Genomic DNA, 16,631 nt, shown 5'->3' on the forward strand with positions numbered 1-16,631 from the left:
TGAGGAGGTATGACGACGCCTGCCGGCACCCGCCGCCCGACGCGGGGCAGTCGACGCCTGCCACCGCCAACTGGCCGACCACCTCGACCAACTCCACTACCACACCACCCCCCACGGCGGCTGACCCATCGCCACCGGCCGCCGGGGACGCGCAGGTCAGGGGATGTTCAGCAGGTCCGGCGGCCGGTTGAAGAGGTCGTAGGCGGTACCTGGCGCTCCGTCCGTGTCCGGAACGGGCCTCGCACCGACCGCCTCGACGAAGGCGAGGACCGCAGGGTCGGGGACCTCTGACGGCCAGGCGAGCACGACTCGGCTCGGCGGGTAGTCGGTCAGCGGGACGAAGGCGATGCCCTCGGTTCGGTGGCGGTGGGTCGCACCGGCGGGGAGGATGCCGACGGCACCCTGCCACACGACGGCATGCAGGCACTCGGACACCGTGCGGACCACCGGCCCCGAGCCGGTGCCCGCAGACCGCTCCACCGCCTCGCCGCTGTCGGCCTCGCCGAGCCAGTACCGCCGCCAGGCGGCGTCGGCGTCCTCGGGCAGGCGGATCCACGGTCGGCCCAGCAGGTCGCCGACCCGCAGATGGGGCCGCCGCGCCACGGGGTCGTCCGCCGGAACCGCTGCGACCAGCGGCTCGGTCTCCAGCAGCCGGACCGCGAGGCCCGCGGTGTCGAAAGGGAGCCGAGTCAGAGCGACGTCGACCCGACCGGACCGCAGCCCCGCCGTCGGGTCGCTGATATCCGCCTCGCACAGCCGTACTTGCGCGTCGGGATGGGTACGGCGGAAGGCTGCGGCCGCGCGGGGGCCGAATTCGAGACCGGCTCCGGCAACGGTGCCCACCACGATGGTGCGCCGCCGGCCCGTCTCCCGTACCCGTTCCCGCGCCCGCTCGGCCGCGTCGAGCAACTCCTTTGCCTCGCCCAGCAGAACCGAACCGGCCTCAGTGAGCCGTACGCCCTGCGCGGACCGCTGGAACAACTGACAGCCGAGCTCGTTCTCGAGCTCACGTATGCGCTGACTGAGCGGGGGCTGCGACATGTGCAGCCGCGCAGCCGCGCGACCGAAGTGCAACTCCTCGGCCACGGCGACGAAATACCGCAGGCGGCGAAGATCCATACCGTGCACCATATCGAGACGGTCCGAGGACTACCGAAACAGTCTTGGACGGTCGTGCGGGTGCGCTGGTGAGCTGGTCCCGGCGCGATCGAATGGTTCTCGCCCGACTCCTGCTCACCAACGGAGGCACTCGCATGCACCAGCACAGCCACGGCTACGCCGAGCCGTCCGACCTGCAACGCGCCCGGCAGGTCGGCCGCCTCGCTCCCGAGGAGTTCGCCGCCTGGCAGTCCTTCCAGGAGGTCGTCGACCGCGGAAACGGCTCCGTGCCACGCAAGTACCGTGAACTCGTGGCGATCGCCGTGGCACTGACCACCCAGTGCTCGTACTGCCTCGACGTGCACACCGCCCAGGCCCGCCGGCACGGCGTCACCGCCGAGGAACTCGCGGAGGTCATCTTCGTTGCCGGAGCGGTGCGTGCCGGCGGGGCGCTGGCTCACGGCCTGCAGGCGATGAAGCTCTACGACGGACACCCGGTCACGTCGTCACCCTCGTAGGCCGTACCACGCACCGCCTCTGGCCGGCGGACTCACATGATCACCGAGGCTATGTTCCACGGCTACGACCGGACCCGGCCCTCCGCCGACCTCGAACGCCTCGCGGACGAAGGCGCCCGTGTATGCCTGGCCGCCTACCGCTGACGCCAGCCGTCAGGCCTGCGCAGTGATCCATTCATCGGCTCTCGGGTTGCATCCGCCGCCACCGCACCCTCCCGATGCCGCTGCGGGCTGACTCCCCGTACGCGCTTGAACGCCGTGCTGAAAGCGAAGGGAGTGCTGTACCCGACCTTGCGGGCCACTGCCGCGACGGTGGCGTCCGGTTCGCGCAGAAGGTCGGCCGCCAGGGCCAGCCGCCAGCTGGTCAGGTAGGACATGGGTGGTTCGCCGACGAGTTCGGTGAAGCGGCGGCCGAGTGCCGCGCGGGAGACCCCGGTCTGCGCGGCGAGCGACGCCACCGTCCAGGGGTGGGCCGGGTCATCGTGCAGGAGGTTCAGGGCCAGCCCGACGACCGGGTCGCTCCGGGCGGCGTACCAGCCGGGCGCGCCGGCCTCCGGCCGGGAGAGCCAGGCCCGCAGGACCGCGATGAGCAGCAGGTCCAGGAGGCGGTCGAGGACGATCTCCTGGCCGGGCTGGTCGAGGACGACCTCCTCGGACAGCAGCGCGGGCAGCGAGCTGTGCCAGGCGTCCCTCGGTAGGTGCAGGACGTGCGGCAGGGCGGTCAGCAGACGGCGGCTGACCTCGCCGTCCATCTGGTAGGTGCCGCTGATGAGTACGGCGGAGCCTTGGGGGTCGTGGCCCCAGGTGCGGACGCCGAGGTCCATCTCGTCGCACAGTTCACCGTTCGGGCCGGTGGAGACCTGGCCGGGCTGGATGACGATGAGGGGCGCGGTGGCGGGGTCGTCGGCGACGGTGTACGGCTCCGGGCCGCGTACCACCGCGATGTCGCCGGGCCGCAGGCGCACGGCCGGTTCGGCATCGGGCACCACCCATGCCTCGCCGCTGACCAGGTACATCAGCGTCAACGGCGCGCGGTCGGCGATCCGCAGGGACCAGGGCGGGCTGAGGATCGAGCGCAGCAGGAAGGCGCCGCGGGCGCGAGGGCCGTCCAGCAGGGTCGCCAGTGGATCCATGCGCTCAGCCTAGGAGTGGACGATCGCGTATGGCGATGAGCTTTTCGCCGATGGTCCGGCACCGGGCCGTGCGGCTGTACTGACAGGCATGACACCGGATCCGCCAGCCACCGTCCCCCCTTACCCGCGCACGCGCCATCAGGAAGACCCCCGCACGAGGAACATGGGCATGATCGCCATGGCGCGCGCGGAGGACCACCCGCACCACCGGGTGCCTGGACTCCTGTCCCGGGAGCCTCAGGGGTGTCCACCGCAGTGGGGCACTCCCCGCCGCACGGAATCCGACAGCTCAACCGCGATACACCTGGGGAGTATCCGTGAACGGTGATATCCGCGGCATCGTTCTGCTCGCCGCGACGGTCCTCACCGGTTTGATGGCCGGGACCTACTTCGTATTCTCCGTCGCGGTGATGCCAGGGCTCGGACAGTCGGACGACCGTACGTTCGTCGAGGCGATGCAGCGCATCAACGTGGCGATCCAGAACGGCTGGTTCGTTCTGGCCTTCGGCGGTGCGTTGGTGCTCGGCCTGGTCGCCGCGTTCCAGCATCGGCACGGTGAGGGCCGCCCCGCCCTTGCGTGGATCGTCGCCGGAGTCGTGCTCTATGTGATCTCCCTGCTGATCACGATGGGCCTCAGTGTGCCGCTCAACAACCAGTTGGCGGAGGCCGGCTCCGCGGGCAGGATCCACGATCTCGCGGCCGTTCGTGCGCGGTTCGAGGCGACGTGGGTGCACTGGAACGTTGCTCGCACCCTGGTGACCACCGCATCGCTGGTCTGCCTCGTCTGGGCGATACGTGTCGCCCGCGGTGTGGGCCGGGCGTGAGTGGCGTAGGACCGAGAGTTACCGGGTCTGCCCCGGCCTGGTCGCCGCCGACGCCGTTCACGGTCCCCAGGCCGCGTACGACGGACTCCTTCGCCGGCACCGCAGCGCGGCCGCCGCGTCGCGTCCGCCCAACTCACCCTCGCCACCCGGCGGGGCCGCCTTCGTCCAGTCGGTGAGCTGGCTCCCTTCGGCCTGGCCAGTAGGGCAGGCGTCGGAGTGATGCTGTTGTGCGGTGAACCGGGCCCGCCGCCACAAACGACGCCGGTGCCGCCCTGTTGGTCACCCGTTGGGCGCAGCGGGCCTGCATCGTGGCCGTTTGCCGCTTCCCCGGGCTGATCAACGGGGCGGCACCGCCGCAGCGGCAGTTCTGAGGAACGCTGTTTCTCCACTCCCGCTTGACAGTTGGCCCTGCGATGCCGAAGCCGTCTTACTGTCATAAGACAGTAGGAGAACTGCTCGTGATCGGGTTCGTACTGGACGGCCGCTCGCGGGTGGCCACGTACATGCAGCTGGTACTGCAGGTCAAACAAGCGCTGCGGGTCGGGCTGGCACAGCCCGGGGATCAGTTGCCCAAGGTGCGGGAGGTGGCGCGAGCCCTTGCCATCAACCCGAACACGGTCCTGAAGGCGTACCGGGAACTGGAGCACGAGGGATTGGCCGAGGGGCGGCCGGGGGTCGGAACCTTCCTCGTGGGGACGCTGGCCGGTCCGTCGCTGCAGCACCAGGCCGAGCTGCGCGCCGAGTTGGTGGCGTGGCTGGACAGGGCGAGGGTGGCCGGGCTCAGCCGGGACGATCTTTCGGCGCTGATCGACACCACGGTACGGGCCGCGTTCGACGCCCCGACGGCAGTAGCAGCACGGACAACCGGGGGAGAGACATGACGGACTTGGCGCTGGAAACCGACGCCCTGGGCAAGCGGTACGGGCGCATGTGGGCGCTGCGTGACTGCTCGATGCAGCTGCCGGCCGGCCGTATCGCCGCGCTGGTCGGCCCGAACGGTGCGGGCAAGAGCACGCTGTTACACCTTGCGGTCGGCCTGCTGCAGCCGGACGAGGGGCGGGTTCGGGTTTTCGGGGAGGAGCCGCGCGGGAACACCCGCGCGTTGGCGGACATCGGCTTCGTCGCCCAGGACACCCCGCTGTACCGGGACTTCACCGCCACCGAGTTGATCACCATGGGCGGCGAGCTCAACCGGCGCTGGGACGCGGACGTCGCCCGTCGGCGTCTGGACCCGCGCCAGCCATACCGACCGCCAGTCCACGCTGCTGGTCCGAACCGCCGGCCCGCGAGGACGGAGGCTCGTCGGCTGGGCTGTGAGAGCTGGTCACTAGAACCCTTGGCGCTGTCCTTTCCCTGTCCCTTCCCTGTCCCTCCCCCGTCCCCGGATGACCGGTCGGGTGTCCCAAGCCGCAGGTCCTCGCCCTGGGATGTCAGAGACGTCCCCTGTCAACGTCCCAGCGGGCCAATCGGGCGCGGGCCTGGTGCAGAATCCTCGCTGTCGGCTCCGGGGTGGACCGACGGATCACAGGGCGAGCCGGGTGACAGCGGCCGGCGTCCTGGCTACGGAGGATTGCGATGAACATCATGAAGAAGGCCACTCTCGCGGTGGCCGCGACCCTGCTCCTCGCCACGGGTGGCATCGCCACCGCCAACACCGCGTCGGCGGCGACCCCGATCAGCTGCGCCGGCCGTGAGTACGAGCAGGGCGGCGCGCCGTTCAAGCCCTCCGAGTCGGACAAGCACTTCGGCTTCTACAACGGCTACACCGAGACCCCGTCCCCGGACACCTTCAGCTGGGCCACCGTCGAGGCGCAGTGCCTGCTCAACACGATCGGCAGCAACCTGACCGTGGACGGCTACTACGGGCCGAAGACGCAGGACGCTGTTCGTGTCGTCCAGCGTGGGGAGAGCCTGACCCAGGACGGCTTTGTCGGCCCCGACACCTGGCCCGCGCTGCGCTTCGTCGCCTGGTGATCCCACCTCAGGCACCGGCGGCCCAGGACCTGGGCCGCCGGTGGGGCACCTCCGGCCGGCCGAAAGTCGCGAGAGTCCGCCCGAAATGCCGTGCACGACAGCTGTTTTCAGGGAGTTCGTCATGACCGAGTTCCGGCGCCGGATGGCCGCCGTCACCGCATCTGCTGCCATCGCCCTGGGAGGCGTGGTGGCTCTGGCCCCGCAGGCGTCCGCGGACGAAGCTTGCAGCTACGTCCCGGACAACGCCAGGCCCTACGTGTACCCGAACCAGAGCAACGACGCGGTCAGGCAGGCCCAGTGCCTGATCCTCTTCTACAGCGGCTTCGGGATGAACCACGCGGTGCAGATAGACGGCAAGTACGGCCAGGAGACCTACGCCGGCGTGATCTGGGTCCAGCACTGCAACGGGCTGTCGGAGGACGGCATCGTCGGCCCCAACACCTGGGAGAAGCTCTACAACCCGAACTACGCGTGCCAGCGGTTCGACAACTGACCGTTCCGGGCAGCACCGACGGCCGGCGCGGGAACCGCCCGGCCCACCCACCACTCGAAGGGCAGACTCATGAAGGCAGCAGGCAAGCGTGCCGTACGTAACACCGCGATGCTCGGCGCGGTGGTGGCAGCCGTCGCAGGACTGACCGCGACGCCGGCCCAGGCGCAGTACGGCTACTGGCAGGCCTGCATGCAGGAGGTCGGCAGCTACCACTACCTGGGCTGGGACCTCCCGGACGTGACGCTCGGCAAGGGCTCGGGCGGCGTCTGCGTCAAGGAGCTGCAGTCCGATCTCGTGCAGCTGGGCCTCGTCCCGAGCCAGGACGTCGCCAACTTCGTGGACGGCGACTTCGGCGGCAAGACGTACGACGCGGTCGTGGCCTACCAGCGCAAGTACTCCGACGCCGGCGGCGTGGACGGCCTGGTCGGACGGAACACCTGGCACGGCCTGATCGCACGTACCGAGTTCGAGTAGGCCTCCTGGACGGCGCGGGCGGCGGCCGGGTCCGCGAGCCCGGCGGCCCCTGACCTTCGCGCCGACGCTGCGGCGCAGCCCCCGGTGAAGGGGCTGCGCCGCTCAGTGCTGTCAGGCCTTCGGGGCTTTCCAGGGAGCGTATTCGGTCGTGATCAATGGGTGCGGGTGAGGTCCTTGATCCAGATCATTGCGCCGCGGAGGTGGAGGCCGGCGAGGTGGCTTTCCGGGGTCTCGTCATACCGGGTGGCGATGCCTCGCCAGGCCTTCAGCTTGTTGATCAGGCGCTCGACGGTGTTGCGCTCCTTGTAGAGCACTGACGACCCCCGCACCGACGTGCCGGGCGACCCCTCCTGCGGGGCCGCCCGGCACGTCCGCGTTCCCCGAAGCCCGGGCCCGCGCCCCGCCAAGCGCCCGCGCCGGACGGAAACCCGTCCCACGACGCGGGCCCGGTCCGGGGGACACGTCCCTGGGACGGATGGGACGTCCGTACACCTTCCGGAGGGACCGCGGAGCACGGCAGAGTACGGCAGAGTCCTGCCGCAACAGGGTGGCCACGCGTCGGCGGCGCCAACCCGTTCGACGCGTACCGGCGGCAGCACACCCGACCGTCGACCGAGCCGCGCCCCGTGCGGCGGAGTCCGACGCGGCGACCCGACCAGGCATCACGCCCCGTACCACCGGGCGCCGTCCGTCCCGAGGGCACACCGCCCCGACACCGTCTCGCGAGGAGAAACACATGACCAGGAAGACCTTCGGCCGCGCCGCGGCGGCACTGGCCGTTGCCGGCTCGGCGCTGCTGGGCCTGTCCGGCACCGCCAGCGCCGCCCAGGGCGCGCCGTACATCGGCGACGGCTACCCCAACAACAGCCAGGCGGTGTGGTGCGTCCAGCACAACATCAACCACTTCATCGGGATCACCACCAAGACCGACCGCCCCGCGCCGCTGGCCGAGGACGGCCTCTGGGGTCCGAAGACCAAGGCCGCCGTCGAGTGGATCCAGGAGGACGCCTACGTCGACGGCCAGAAGCTCCAGGTCGACGGCATCGTCGGCCCGCTCACCGGCGACATGATCATGGGCGAGGGATACCAGTACGGCAACGGCGAGCAGGATTCCCCGTGCTGGCCGTACATCCCCACCACCTTCGGCGGCTGATCGTCCGCCACGGGAGGGGGAAGACATGACCTCGAAGCCCTTCGGCCGCGCCGCGGCGGCACTGGCCCTGGCCGGTGCCGCCCTGCTCACCCTGGCCGGGCCCGCCAGCGCCAGCCCCAGCGCCCCGACCCTCGGCGACGGCTACGCCAACAACACCCACGCCGTGTGGTGCGTCCAGCACAACCTCAACCACTTCCTGAACGTCACCACTCAGGCCGACCACCCCGCGCCGGTGGCGGAGGACGGGATCTGGGGCCCGCAGACCAAGTCCGCCGTCCAGTGGCTGCAGTCCCACACCATCCTCAGCGGCCGGTCGCTCCTCGCCGACGGCTTCGTCGGCCCGCTCACCGGGAACGCGATCATCGGCGACGGCGACCCGTACTACGTCGGCAGCTACGACGCCTACTGCTGGCAGTACATCCCCACCACCTACGGCCCCTGATCACCCGTACCGCGAGGAGCAACACATGACCGCGAAGTCCTTCGGCCGCGCCGTGCTGGCAGGGGCCGTGGCCGGAACCGCGCTGCTGGGTCTGGCCGGCTCCGCCAGCGCGTCCGACACCGCCGGCTACATCGGCGACGGCTACGCCAACAACAGCCAGGCGGTCTGGTGCGTTCAGCACCTGATCAACGACGTCGCCCGGAACAACAACCGGGCGACCATCGACGAGGACAGCATCTGGGGCCCGCAGACCAAGGACCAGGTCCTGTGGTTCCAGGCCTTCGTCCACGTGCAGCCGGACGGCATAGTCGGCCCCTTCACCGGCGACAACATCCTCTACCGCGGTGATCAGAAGTACGGCGGGAAGTCCGGCTCCTGCTTCGCCTACGTGCCCAGCGACTCGGGGCTGTTCGAGTAGCGCCCGCCCGTCGAGCACATCGGGCGTCAGGGGGCGGAGTTTGCCCGCCCCCTGACGCATCACCACGGATCCGGAGAACCCCCTGTGAAGACCATCCTTCCCGCCCGGCGCCACTGGTCGCTGGGCCTGGCCCTGGCGGCCGCACTGACCGGCTTCGGCGCCTACACCGCCTCCGCCGCGACCGCGCCGGCCCCGATCCCGATCACCTCCCCGGCCTGCCCGGCCAACCTCCAGCAGGGCGAGGCCGACGGCTGCGTCACCCAGCTCCAGGCGGAGCTCAACCTGACCGGCGCCCACCTGACCGTGGACGGCCAGTTCGGGCCCGCCACCGACAGCGCCGTGCGCACCTTCCAGGGCGCGCACCGCCTCACCGCGGACGGCATCGTCGGCCCGGCCACCAAGTCGGCGCTCGATGCGGCGGCGGCCGCCGCCTCGGGCACCGTGGACCTGCGCACCCAGTGCGGGAACCTCCAGACCGGGGCGAGCGGGCAGTGCGTCTCGACCCTGCAGACGATGCTGAACACCTTCAACGCCGGCCGCCTCGTCGTGGACGGGCAGTTCGGGCCGGCCACCGACACCGCCGTACGCAACTTCCAGGCCGCACAGGGCCTGGCCATCGACGGGATCGTCGGCACCGGCGTCAAGAACGCCCTCTACACCGGCACCCCCGCCCCGCTGCCCAGCGGCCCGATCGACTCCACCAGGGTCCTGAACGCGGCCAAGTCGTACCTGGGCGTTCCGTACGTGTGGGGCGGCGGGCACTCGCTGCGCGGCGAGGGCCCCGGCCCGTCGCTGGGCACCTGCGACGGCTACACCGGCTCGATCCAGCCCTGCCCGGCCAACACCACGGTGGGCGTGGACTGTTCGGGCCTGGTCCGGGCGGCTTTCTGGTTCGGCGCCGGCATCGACCTCGCAGGCGGCGGGGACACCACCGAGCAGACCCTGGACAAGCACCTCACCCCGATCACCGAGGCCCAGCGGCAGCCGGGCGACGTCGAGTACTTCGGCACCGACGCCCACAACACCGTGCACGTGGTGCTCTACGCCGGCACCGACTCCGCCACCGGCGCGGACATGATGTACGAGGCCAAGGAGACGGGCACCAACGTGCACTACGTCACCCTGCGCACCGGCGGCTACTGGTACCACGTCACGGCCTGACCGCCCGGCCACCGTGCGGGGGACGGCAACCGCCACCCGCGCGACACCCGAAACCACCCGCCCCGGGGCTGTTCGCCCGGCCATGCCGGCGGGGACCTCACCGTCCGTCCCGGACCATCGACCTGACCCCTGTGAAGGAAACGCCCATGCGTACCAAGCTCGCTGCCGTCGCCGCGGGAGCCGTCGTGCTCACCGGCCTCGGAATCGGCACCGCCACCACCGCGTCCGCCAGCACCCCCGCCGCGTGCTCCTACTACGGCTACAGCAGCGACAACGAGGCGGAGGTGAGCTCCGGCGACAGCGGCCCGGAGATCAAGGCGCTGCAGTGCGAGCTCAACTACAGCGTGCGCGGCGCCGGTCTCCAGGTGGACGGGGTCTTCGGCAAGAACACCCTCGCCATCGTGAAGAAGTTCCAGGGGTGCGCCGGTCTCAGGCCCGACGGCATCGTCGGCCCGCTGACCTGGGCCAAGCTGGACTACCAGAGCGACATCGACACCGAGGCGAACTACCTCTGCTGATCCGGTCCGACCAAGTCCTCCCAGTCACCCGTACCGAAGGAAGAACCATGCGCAACAAGCTTGCGGCCGTTGCGGTCGCCACCCTCCTGGCCGCCGGCTTCGGTGTGACCACCGCCGGCAGCGCCTCGGCCGCGACGTCCCCGAGCCAGCTCTGCGGCGGCTACAGCACCAGCGAGCCGATGCTCTCCCAGGACGACAGCGGTGACGCGGTCAAGGCCTTGCAGTGCGAGCTCTACAACTCCCTCGCCTACATGGGCCCGGACGTCGACGGGTACTTCGGCCCCAAGACCCTCGCCGCGGTGCAGAAGTTCCAGACCTGCACCGGTCTCAAGCCCGACGGCATCGTCGGCCCGCTGACCTGGGCCAAGCTGGACTACCAGAGCAGCCAGGGCACCACCCCGGTCTGGTGCTAGGCCCCACCCCTGGGGCCCGTACGCCCCGAATGACCACCCAGCTCGCGAACTGAACGCCTCCTCCGCCCTCTTCCCCACCCCCTTCAACCTGGACGTCGACGGGCAGTTCGGCAAGAACACCCTCGCCGCGGTGAAGAGGTTCCAGGTGTGCGTCAAGCTCCCGGCCGACGGCATCGTCGGCCCGAACACCTGGTCCGAGCTGGACTTCTACGCCACCGCGTGGAAAGGGGCGACCTGCTGACGATCCGTCGCCGCAGGGGACTGACGAAGACGCTCGGCCGGATTCTCCCGGCCGAGCGTTTTCGCGTACGGCCCGTCGAACCGGGCGGCGACCCACCAGCCTGCCCGCGGGAGGGATACGACCGTACTCGTTGCCAGCCGTTCGTTGCCCCGTCCTCGTCAGGAGCACGGCCGCCGGTAGGGGTGGTGGCCGGCGTACTTCTTCCACTGGCTCTCGGGCACCGGGGTACCGGTGGCGCCTCCAGGCGGCCATGAGGTCGAATCTCCGTAGGTCCTTGAGGCAGCTGTCGTCGTGCTTCGGCGAGTGTCGGCTCGATCGGCGGGCGGGCACCACCCCGTCACGTAGGCCATCTGGGGGTCGGCGCTTGCGCCTGGTGCGGGCATGCGTTCGGCTGGCAAGCGGATGCCCGAGCATCCCTCTTCCTCCCGGGCCACCCAACACCTTATGGAGACCACATGCCCATCTGCACCACCCGCGACGGTGTCGAGATCTTCTACAAGGACTGGGGCCAGGGACGTCCCGTGGTGTTCATCCACGGCTGGCCGCTCAACGGCGACGCCTGGCAGGACCAGCTCAAGGCCGTCGTCGACGCCGGATACCGCGGAATCGCGCACGACCGCCGCGGCCACGGACACTCCACGCCCGTCTGGGACGGCTACGACTTCGACACCTTCGCCGACGACCTCAACGACCTGCTCACCGACCTCGACCTGCGAGATGTCACCCTGGTCGCGCACTCCATGGGTGGCGGCGAGCTCGCGCGCTACGTCGGCCGACACGGCACGGGGCGGCTGCGCTCGGCGGTGCTGCTGTCCGCCATCCCGCCGGTGATGATCAAATCTGACAAGAATCCCGACGGCGTGCCGGACGAGGTGTTCGACGCACTCAAGAACGGCGTCCTCACCGAGCGCTCCCAGTTCTGGAAGGACACTGCGGAGGGCTTCTTCTCCGCCAACCGCCCCGGGAACAAGGTCACCCAGGGCAACAAGGATGCCTTCTGGTACATGGCGATGGCGCAGACCATCGAAGGCGGCGTGCGGTGCGTGGACGCCTTCGGTTACACCGACTTCACCGAAGACCTGAAGAAGTTCGACATTCCCACCCTGGTGGTGCACGGCGACGACGACCAGGTCGTGCCCATCGACGCCACCGGCCGCAAGTCCGCCCAGATCATCCCGAACGCCGAGCTGAAGGTGTACGAGGGCAGCTCCCACGGCATCGCGATGGTGCCGGGCGACAAGGAGAAGTTCAACCGGGACCTGTTGGAATTCCTCAACAAGTAGAAGGCCCAGGCGAAGTCTCAGCCGACCCGGACAGCCGCAAGGTCTTACTCGCCTTCGCCCAGGACGACGAAGGAACGGCCGCCGCCCGAGCCCTCGTACTCGGGCCGGCCGACACCGAGCAGTTCCTGCACGGCGGCCTCACCCTGCGCCCCGAGACCGCGGCAACACTCGCCGCTTCACTGTGCGGCTGGGGGTTCGGTTCCTGGTTCGGCATGCGGGCCGGGAGGGATCCGCCCATGGCATGGGTCTGATGCGGTGCGATGCTGACGGCCCGGCGGCGAAGCACGGGGCGCACGACGCGGTCGGACGATGAGCTGCCTGTTTCCGTCGGCGTCGTACACCGCTCCTGTGAGTACGGTGACGGTCGTGCTGCGCGCGGTGAGCGCCGCCGCATCCTCGGATACGGCTGGGCGCGGCCGTCGCAGCGTGGTGCGTGGTTCCTCACGGCGGCTGTCGGCGTCAGCGAGTGAACAGCCCGGGGTTCTTGCGGACGAACCCGGATACTCCTTCGGCGGGCCGCCCGGTGATCTCCGCCATGCCGTCTGTCTGGCGGTCATAGCGCCCGGCCACGTGGAGGCGAGCCATGGTGGAGATGTGCTGGAGCACATGGGCCGGCAGTCCCAGTGCCGCGAGATCATTGTCGAGCCATTCCTGCAACGGGACGTCGGTGTAGCCGACCGTGCGGTGCAGAGCATCGGAGATCTCCGCGGCCAGAGCGGTGACGTCCTGTGATCGGGGACCGGTCAGCTCGTAGGTCCGGCCGATGCGCCCGGCCGGATCGGCCAGAATCTCCTCGACGACCGCGGCAACGTCACCGGCCGCGATCGGGGAGGTTCTCGCCTCGCCGAAGGGCCATCTGATCACGCCGTCCTTGGCGACCGAGGCGAACACGGTCTGGAAGAGCGGGTTCTCCATGAAGACGGTGGGCCTGACCTGGACCACGGGCAGGCCTGACCAGCCGAGAACCTGCTCGACCAGCCACTGCTGACGATGCTGATGCGAGTCGGAGCCGCTGGTGGCGTCCATCTCGGATACGGTCAGCTGCGACATGTTCACGAACGCCTCCAGGCGTCCGTAGGTGCGCGCGACCGCCGCTGTGGTCACAGCGGCCAGCAGATACTGGGCCGACACGGCCATGCCGAAGTACATCCGGCCGCAGCCGTCGAGGGCGTCGGCGACATCACGGGCATGCGTCAGATCTCCGACCACGACTTCGGCACCCGTGGCGCGCAGCGCCTGGGCACGGTCGTCGTCCTGGCGCACCAGAGCACGCACCTGGAAGCCCCGGCGCCGCAGCCCTTGGACCACGGTTCTGCCGACGGCCCCGACGCTGCCCGCAGCACCGGTCACCAGAATGGGCCGCATGCCTGCTTCCGGGCTGGAGTCCATGTCGGCAGACTGCGGCCCGTACGGCCCGGGCGCAAACCGGGGTGACGTCCGGCCCCGGTGAAGGTCAGGCGATCGGCATGCGTCCGCGGCCCGAACTGCTGGCCCGTCCCCTCGGTCGCCGTCTCTCCCGGGCACGCGGAGTCATGAGCCGGCACCTCCGCGGTGGCCCTCCGTCTCACAGCGTCCGAGACGGCTCGGCGTGCTGGCGTCGCGCGGCCTCGGAGGGGACGTGATCAGGACCGTTCGCCGCAGCGCACCGCCCTGACTGCGTCCCTCCACGCTACGCCCGCTCCCGGGAAGACTCCCGGCGGCTGACCATCCTTCGAAAGTCGGCCCTCCCGGGGGCTGACCAGGACCGAATCAGAGGGCCAGGCGGCTGATCGCGACTGCGGCCGCGTCGTCGTCGAGGTGACCGTGGACGTGGGCCAGCAGATCGTCGTGGAGAGCGCGCAGGAGCTCGCCAGGGTCGTCCTTGGCCCACATGGGCGCCCGTTCGGTGAACGGGTAGAAGAGCCCGTCGGTGTTGCGCGCTTCGATAACGCCGTCCGTGTAGAGGATGAGCAGGTCGCCAACCTCGAACGGGAAGGTCTGGACGTCGTAGGCGGTGATGCCGAAAGCGCAGCCGAGTCCGATCGGAAGGTGGCTCGCCCTCGGCGTCAGGGGGGTGACGCGGGTTCCCCGCAGGAGCAGCGGCGGTGGGTGGCCGCAGTTGATGAGGTGGACGACCGGATCGTGGTCGGGGATGTCGAGCAGGATCGCCGTGGCGAAGTCCTCGTCGGTGTCCTGCTCCGACGGTGACCGCCACTGGCTGGTGTCCCAGCGGAAGGCGGCGTCCAGGTGGATGGCGAGGCGAGGCAGGGTGGCCTGCCGATGGGCGGCCGCGCGGAAGGCGCCGAGCAGCAGGGCGGAGTTGTTGATCGAGGCCAGGCCGTTGCCGCGGACATCACCGATGAGGAGCCGGGTGCTGTGGTGGTCCGTGCGTGCGGCCGCGTACAGGTCTCCGCCCAGATCGGCTTCCTCCTCGGCGGGAATGTACAGGCCGGCGATCCGCAGCGGACCGGCGCGGTCGGGCAAGGGCTGCAGCAGCACGCTCTGCGCCGCCTCGGCGACGGACCGCACCCGGTGCAGCTGGCGCTCACGCCGGTCCCGTAGCACACAGATGCCGACACAGACGGCCGAGACGACGACCAGAGCGGCGATCTGAGCCTGGATGTTGCCGGCGGACAGGCCCTCTCTCAGCACACCGATCAGCATCTGCGCCGCCACGGCGAGCGCCCCCATCAGTGCCGTCACGCGGGCGCCCGCGAACGCCACCGTGATCGCCGGTGCCGCCACCAGCAGGGGCCCGAGGTGAATGTGCGGCGGAGCCAGCACGTCCACCACGCAGACCGCGCCGATCAGCCCCAGAGGGATCACCATCAGCGCGGGTGCGTGACCCGGCTGCCAGGAATGCCAGAACACCCGCCATGCTCGCAAGGCCATGCCCCAAGCTTTCCACCCACCTTCCCCTGCGGGAACGCGCCGCCCCGGAGGGTCCATCCGCTGCACCTTACGACTGAACGCGCCACTGCGCCTGCGCCATGACCATGGCGGCCTCCCGCCGACGGAACGACGCCGAGCCGACCGACTGGATCACGGCAGGCCGACCAGGCCGGGCGTCACGCCGGGACGGTGAGCAGCCGCTGGCCGTTGCCGGCGTAGATGTCGAAGTGACTGATCATTCCGGGGGACATGGGTACGGTTCCGGAAATCGCGGCGCCACCCGGGTAATCGCCGGCCTGCCAGGTGGCGGCGGTTGCTGTGCTGCCCGTGATCCCGACCGCTTGCAGGCTGCACGTGATCCCGGCGGGCGCTCCCCTGGCCGAGACCTGCAGGGCGCTGCCCCAGGCGGCGGGTGAGACCTTGATCGAGGCGGACACGCCGGTGGTGGGGTCGGTTCCGGAGAAGGTGCGGACCGGGGCCGGTGACGTCGGTGCGGGCTGCGCCACCTGGCTGCTCGTGGTCGCGACGGTGGCCAGCCAGGTACCGCCCGACGCTGCTGCCGCGACGATCGTCGCTGCGGCAGTGACCCCGACCAGTTGCCTCCGCACGGCGGTACGACGCCGGGACGCGGCCTGCTGGAGCAGCCGGTCGAGCCGGCTTTGGCCGGTTTGCTGCTGTACGCCCGCTGCGGCAGTGGCCGCAGGCGGCGGCTCCGGCTGCGCTCGCTCGCGTGCGGCGGCCCGCTGTACCAGCCGGTCGGCCAGTTCTCCGCTGGGCGCGGGCGGTGCCTCGCCTGCGGCCTCGGCCTCGGCCTCGCTGACCCTCGCGAGTAGCGCGGGCAGTCCCGCCAGTTCAGCATGCTCGGCCCGGCACTCGGCGCATTCTGCGAGGTGGGCGCGGACCTGCTCGGCCTCCGCCGGGGACAGCGTTCCCAGCACGTATCCGCCCAGGGACAACCGGATGGCGTCGCGGTCGCCGTTCATGGTCGGCACCTCCTTCACGACGCGGTCACGGCTCGATACCCCGTTCCTGCAGCGCCAGCCGAAGCGCCTTCAGGGCGTAGTACGTGCGCGACTTCACGGTGCCCACCGGAATGCCGAGCACCTCCGCGGCCTCGACCATCGTCCGGCCCCGGTAGTACGTCTCCAGCAGCACGGCCCGGTGCTCCGCGGAGAGGGTCCGGATGGCCTCGGCCACCGCCCAGCTCTGCAGCGTCTGCTCGATTTCGTCTTCTCCGGGCGTCTGCTCCGCGAGCCGTTCCAGCGCCTGCCCGTCGACCTCGGTAGGTCTGGCCCGGCGGGCCCGGTGGGCGTCGATGACCAGGTTCCGGGCGACCGTGCACAGCCACGCCCGGGCCGGCCCGCGCGCGGGGTCGAACGCCGCGGGGTGCTGCCAGGCCCGTAGCAGTGTCTCCTGCACGACATCCTCGGCCCATTGCCAGTCTCCTGAGGTCAGTCGCAGGACGAAGTGAAGCAGCGGCCCGGCGTGCTCCGCGTACAGCGTGCGGAGTAGTTCCTCGTCCGCGCGGGAGATGGTCCCCGTACCAGAGACACGGTTCCCGGAGCGATCCGGCTCACTCGGTGGACCGCGTCTCCGAAGACTCCACGGCATAAATCG

21 protein-coding genes and 1 pseudogene are annotated in these 16,631 nt (G+C 70.4%); 15 read left to right on the forward strand and 7 right to left on the reverse strand.

Annotated features, from left to right (window positions below):
* Positions 1 to 156: 156 nt before the first annotated feature.
* The gene (locus tag HS99_RS14125; RefSeq protein ID WP_063737849.1) at positions 157 to 1,119 is read right to left on the reverse strand and encodes a LysR family transcriptional regulator; all 963 of its coding nucleotides are present in this window, start codon (positions 1,117 to 1,119) and stop codon (positions 157 to 159) included.
* Positions 1,120 to 1,253: 134 nt separating this feature from the next.
* On the opposite strand from HS99_RS14125, the gene HS99_RS14130 reads away from it, so the two are divergent.
* The gene (locus HS99_RS14130; RefSeq protein ID WP_030556579.1) at positions 1,254 to 1,616 is read left to right on the forward strand and encodes a carboxymuconolactone decarboxylase family protein; all 363 of its coding nucleotides are present in this window, start codon (positions 1,254 to 1,256) and stop codon (positions 1,614 to 1,616) included.
* Between the two features lie 134 nt (positions 1,617 to 1,750).
* Here HS99_RS14130 and HS99_RS14135 read toward each other — a convergent pair whose 3' ends face one another.
* Positions 1,751 to 2,749 (reverse strand): AraC family transcriptional regulator, encoded by a 999-nt coding sequence (locus tag HS99_RS14135; protein WP_078938492.1) that lies wholly within the window; start codon positions 2,747 to 2,749, stop codon positions 1,751 to 1,753.
* A gap of 317 nt (positions 2,750 to 3,066) precedes the next feature.
* Between HS99_RS14135 and HS99_RS14140 the strand changes: the two genes are divergently transcribed.
* The 6 genes from HS99_RS14140 to HS99_RS14160 all read left to right on the forward strand — a co-directional run bounded on the left by HS99_RS14140 (position 3,067) and on the right by HS99_RS14160 (position 6,514).
* The gene (locus HS99_RS14140) at positions 3,067 to 3,573 is read left to right on the forward strand and encodes an anthrone oxygenase family protein (protein ID WP_030556575.1); all 507 of its coding nucleotides are present in this window, start codon (positions 3,067 to 3,069) and stop codon (positions 3,571 to 3,573) included.
* 458 nt (positions 3,574 to 4,031) lie between these two features.
* Positions 4,032 to 4,454 (forward strand): GntR family transcriptional regulator, encoded by a 423-nt coding sequence (locus tag HS99_RS14145; RefSeq protein WP_030556573.1) that lies wholly within the window; start codon positions 4,032 to 4,034, stop codon positions 4,452 to 4,454.
* A gap of 47 nt (positions 4,455 to 4,501) precedes the next feature.
* On the forward strand, positions 4,502 to 5,152 hold the full coding sequence (locus tag HS99_RS45845) for an ATP-binding cassette domain-containing protein (protein ID WP_267885582.1): 651 nt from the start codon (positions 4,502 to 4,504) through the stop codon (positions 5,150 to 5,152).
* Positions 5,149 to 5,547 carry a peptidoglycan-binding domain-containing protein gene (locus HS99_RS14150; protein ID WP_030556571.1) on the forward strand — a complete coding sequence of 133 codons (399 nt, stop codon included), beginning with the start codon at positions 5,149 to 5,151 and terminating at the stop codon, positions 5,545 to 5,547. The genes HS99_RS45845 and HS99_RS14150 overlap by 4 nt, the downstream gene beginning before the upstream one ends.
* A gap of 121 nt (positions 5,548 to 5,668) precedes the next feature.
* Positions 5,669 to 6,040: a peptidoglycan-binding domain-containing protein gene (locus HS99_RS14155; RefSeq protein ID WP_030556569.1), complete on the forward strand. Its 372-nt coding sequence runs from the start codon at positions 5,669 to 5,671 to the stop codon at positions 6,038 to 6,040.
* Positions 6,041 to 6,109: 69 nt separating this feature from the next.
* Positions 6,110 to 6,514: a peptidoglycan-binding domain-containing protein gene (locus HS99_RS14160; RefSeq protein WP_078938495.1), complete on the forward strand. Its 405-nt coding sequence runs from the start codon at positions 6,110 to 6,112 to the stop codon at positions 6,512 to 6,514.
* 152 nt (positions 6,515 to 6,666) lie between these two features.
* Here the strand turns inward: HS99_RS14160 and HS99_RS14165 are convergent.
* Positions 6,667 to 6,828 (reverse strand): annotated as a pseudogene (locus HS99_RS14165) (IS5/IS1182 family transposase); the annotation flags it as partial.
* 422 nt (positions 6,829 to 7,250) lie between these two features.
* On the opposite strand from HS99_RS14165, the gene HS99_RS14170 reads away from it, so the two are divergent.
* The 8 genes from HS99_RS14170 to HS99_RS14200 all read left to right on the forward strand — a co-directional run bounded on the left by HS99_RS14170 (position 7,251) and on the right by HS99_RS14200 (position 12,143).
* A complete protein-coding gene (locus HS99_RS14170; RefSeq protein ID WP_030556563.1) occupies positions 7,251 to 7,667 on the forward strand; it encodes a peptidoglycan-binding domain-containing protein in 417 nt (138 codons plus the stop codon).
* A 25-nt stretch (positions 7,668 to 7,692) separates the two neighbouring features.
* Positions 7,693 to 8,109, forward strand: coding sequence for a peptidoglycan-binding domain-containing protein (locus tag HS99_RS14175; protein ID WP_030556561.1), 417 nt, complete (start codon positions 7,693 to 7,695; stop codon positions 8,107 to 8,109).
* Between the two features lie 25 nt (positions 8,110 to 8,134).
* Positions 8,135 to 8,527, forward strand: a complete 393-nt coding sequence (locus tag HS99_RS14180) for a peptidoglycan-binding domain-containing protein (protein ID WP_030556559.1) — start codon at positions 8,135 to 8,137, stop codon at positions 8,525 to 8,527.
* Positions 8,528 to 8,611: 84 nt separating this feature from the next.
* Positions 8,612 to 9,688 carry a C40 family peptidase gene (locus HS99_RS14185; protein ID WP_030556558.1) on the forward strand — a complete coding sequence of 359 codons (1,077 nt, stop codon included), beginning with the start codon at positions 8,612 to 8,614 and terminating at the stop codon, positions 9,686 to 9,688.
* Positions 9,689 to 9,834: 146 nt separating this feature from the next.
* On the forward strand, positions 9,835 to 10,206 hold the full coding sequence (locus HS99_RS14190) for a peptidoglycan-binding domain-containing protein (protein WP_030556556.1): 372 nt from the start codon (positions 9,835 to 9,837) through the stop codon (positions 10,204 to 10,206).
* 47 nt (positions 10,207 to 10,253) lie between these two features.
* A complete protein-coding gene (locus tag HS99_RS45850) occupies positions 10,254 to 10,619 on the forward strand; it encodes a peptidoglycan-binding domain-containing protein (protein ID WP_050366104.1) in 366 nt (121 codons plus the stop codon).
* A gap of 88 nt (positions 10,620 to 10,707) precedes the next feature.
* Positions 10,708 to 10,860 (forward strand): peptidoglycan-binding domain-containing protein, encoded by a 153-nt coding sequence (locus HS99_RS46580; protein ID WP_267885581.1) that lies wholly within the window; start codon positions 10,708 to 10,710, stop codon positions 10,858 to 10,860.
* 455 nt (positions 10,861 to 11,315) lie between these two features.
* Positions 11,316 to 12,143: an alpha/beta fold hydrolase gene (locus HS99_RS14200; protein ID WP_030556552.1), complete on the forward strand. Its 828-nt coding sequence runs from the start codon at positions 11,316 to 11,318 to the stop codon at positions 12,141 to 12,143.
* A gap of 459 nt (positions 12,144 to 12,602) precedes the next feature.
* Here the strand turns inward: HS99_RS14200 and HS99_RS14205 are convergent, their stop codons facing one another.
* The 4 genes from HS99_RS14205 to HS99_RS14220 form a co-directional block, all read right to left on the reverse strand.
* A complete protein-coding gene (locus tag HS99_RS14205; protein WP_030556549.1) occupies positions 12,603 to 13,532 on the reverse strand; it encodes an NmrA family NAD(P)-binding protein in 930 nt (309 codons plus the stop codon).
* A 360-nt stretch (positions 13,533 to 13,892) separates the two neighbouring features.
* Positions 13,893 to 15,014: a PP2C family protein-serine/threonine phosphatase gene (locus HS99_RS14210; RefSeq protein WP_030556547.1), complete on the reverse strand. Its 1,122-nt coding sequence runs from the start codon at positions 15,012 to 15,014 to the stop codon at positions 13,893 to 13,895.
* 176 nt (positions 15,015 to 15,190) lie between these two features.
* On the reverse strand, positions 15,191 to 15,997 hold the full coding sequence (locus tag HS99_RS14215; protein ID WP_030556545.1) for a zf-HC2 domain-containing protein: 807 nt from the start codon (positions 15,995 to 15,997) through the stop codon (positions 15,191 to 15,193).
* A gap of 25 nt (positions 15,998 to 16,022) precedes the next feature.
* The gene (locus tag HS99_RS14220; RefSeq protein WP_170066665.1) at positions 16,023 to 16,625 is read right to left on the reverse strand and encodes a sigma-70 family RNA polymerase sigma factor; all 603 of its coding nucleotides are present in this window, start codon (positions 16,623 to 16,625) and stop codon (positions 16,023 to 16,025) included.
* Positions 16,626 to 16,631: the final 6 nt, after the last annotated feature.

The sequence above is a fragment of the Kitasatospora aureofaciens genome (assembly GCF_001188955.3).
Taxonomy (GTDB): Bacteria; Actinomycetota; Actinomycetes; order Streptomycetales; family Streptomycetaceae; genus Kitasatospora; species Kitasatospora aureofaciens.

Bases quoted from the DNA above. Each gene is read 5' to 3' on its own strand.
- HS99_RS14125 (WP_063737849.1), bottom strand. From the start codon at position 1,119: ATGGATCTTCGCCGCCTGCGGTATTTCGTCGCCGTGGCCGAGGAGTTG.
- HS99_RS14130 (WP_030556579.1), top strand. From the start codon at position 1,254: ATGCACCAGCACAGCCACGGCTACGCCGAGCCGTCCGACCTGCAACGC.
- HS99_RS14135 (WP_078938492.1), bottom strand. From the start codon at position 2,749: ATGGATCCACTGGCGACCCTGCTGGACGGCCCTCGCGCCCGCGGCGCC.
- HS99_RS45845 (WP_267885582.1), top strand. From the start codon at position 4,502: ATGTGGGCGCTGCGTGACTGCTCGATGCAGCTGCCGGCCGGCCGTATC.
- HS99_RS14150 (WP_030556571.1), top strand. From the start codon at position 5,149: ATGAACATCATGAAGAAGGCCACTCTCGCGGTGGCCGCGACCCTGCTC.
- HS99_RS14155 (WP_030556569.1), top strand. From the start codon at position 5,669: ATGACCGAGTTCCGGCGCCGGATGGCCGCCGTCACCGCATCTGCTGCC.
- HS99_RS14160 (WP_078938495.1), top strand. From the start codon at position 6,110: ATGAAGGCAGCAGGCAAGCGTGCCGTACGTAACACCGCGATGCTCGGC.
- HS99_RS14170 (WP_030556563.1), top strand. From the start codon at position 7,251: ATGACCAGGAAGACCTTCGGCCGCGCCGCGGCGGCACTGGCCGTTGCC.
- HS99_RS14175 (WP_030556561.1), top strand. From the start codon at position 7,693: ATGACCTCGAAGCCCTTCGGCCGCGCCGCGGCGGCACTGGCCCTGGCC.
- HS99_RS14180 (WP_030556559.1), top strand. From the start codon at position 8,135: ATGACCGCGAAGTCCTTCGGCCGCGCCGTGCTGGCAGGGGCCGTGGCC.
- HS99_RS14190 (WP_030556556.1), top strand. From the start codon at position 9,835: ATGCGTACCAAGCTCGCTGCCGTCGCCGCGGGAGCCGTCGTGCTCACC.
- HS99_RS45850 (WP_050366104.1), top strand. From the start codon at position 10,254: ATGCGCAACAAGCTTGCGGCCGTTGCGGTCGCCACCCTCCTGGCCGCC.
- HS99_RS14200 (WP_030556552.1), top strand. From the start codon at position 11,316: ATGCCCATCTGCACCACCCGCGACGGTGTCGAGATCTTCTACAAGGAC.
- HS99_RS14205 (WP_030556549.1), bottom strand. From the start codon at position 13,532: ATGGACTCCAGCCCGGAAGCAGGCATGCGGCCCATTCTGGTGACCGGT.
- HS99_RS14210 (WP_030556547.1), bottom strand. From the start codon at position 15,014: ATGGCCTTGCGAGCATGGCGGGTGTTCTGGCATTCCTGGCAGCCGGGT.
- HS99_RS14215 (WP_030556545.1), bottom strand. From the start codon at position 15,997: ATGAACGGCGACCGCGACGCCATCCGGTTGTCCCTGGGCGGATACGTG.
- HS99_RS14220 (WP_170066665.1), bottom strand. From the start codon at position 16,625: ATGCCGTGGAGTCTTCGGAGACGCGGTCCACCGAGTGAGCCGGATCGC.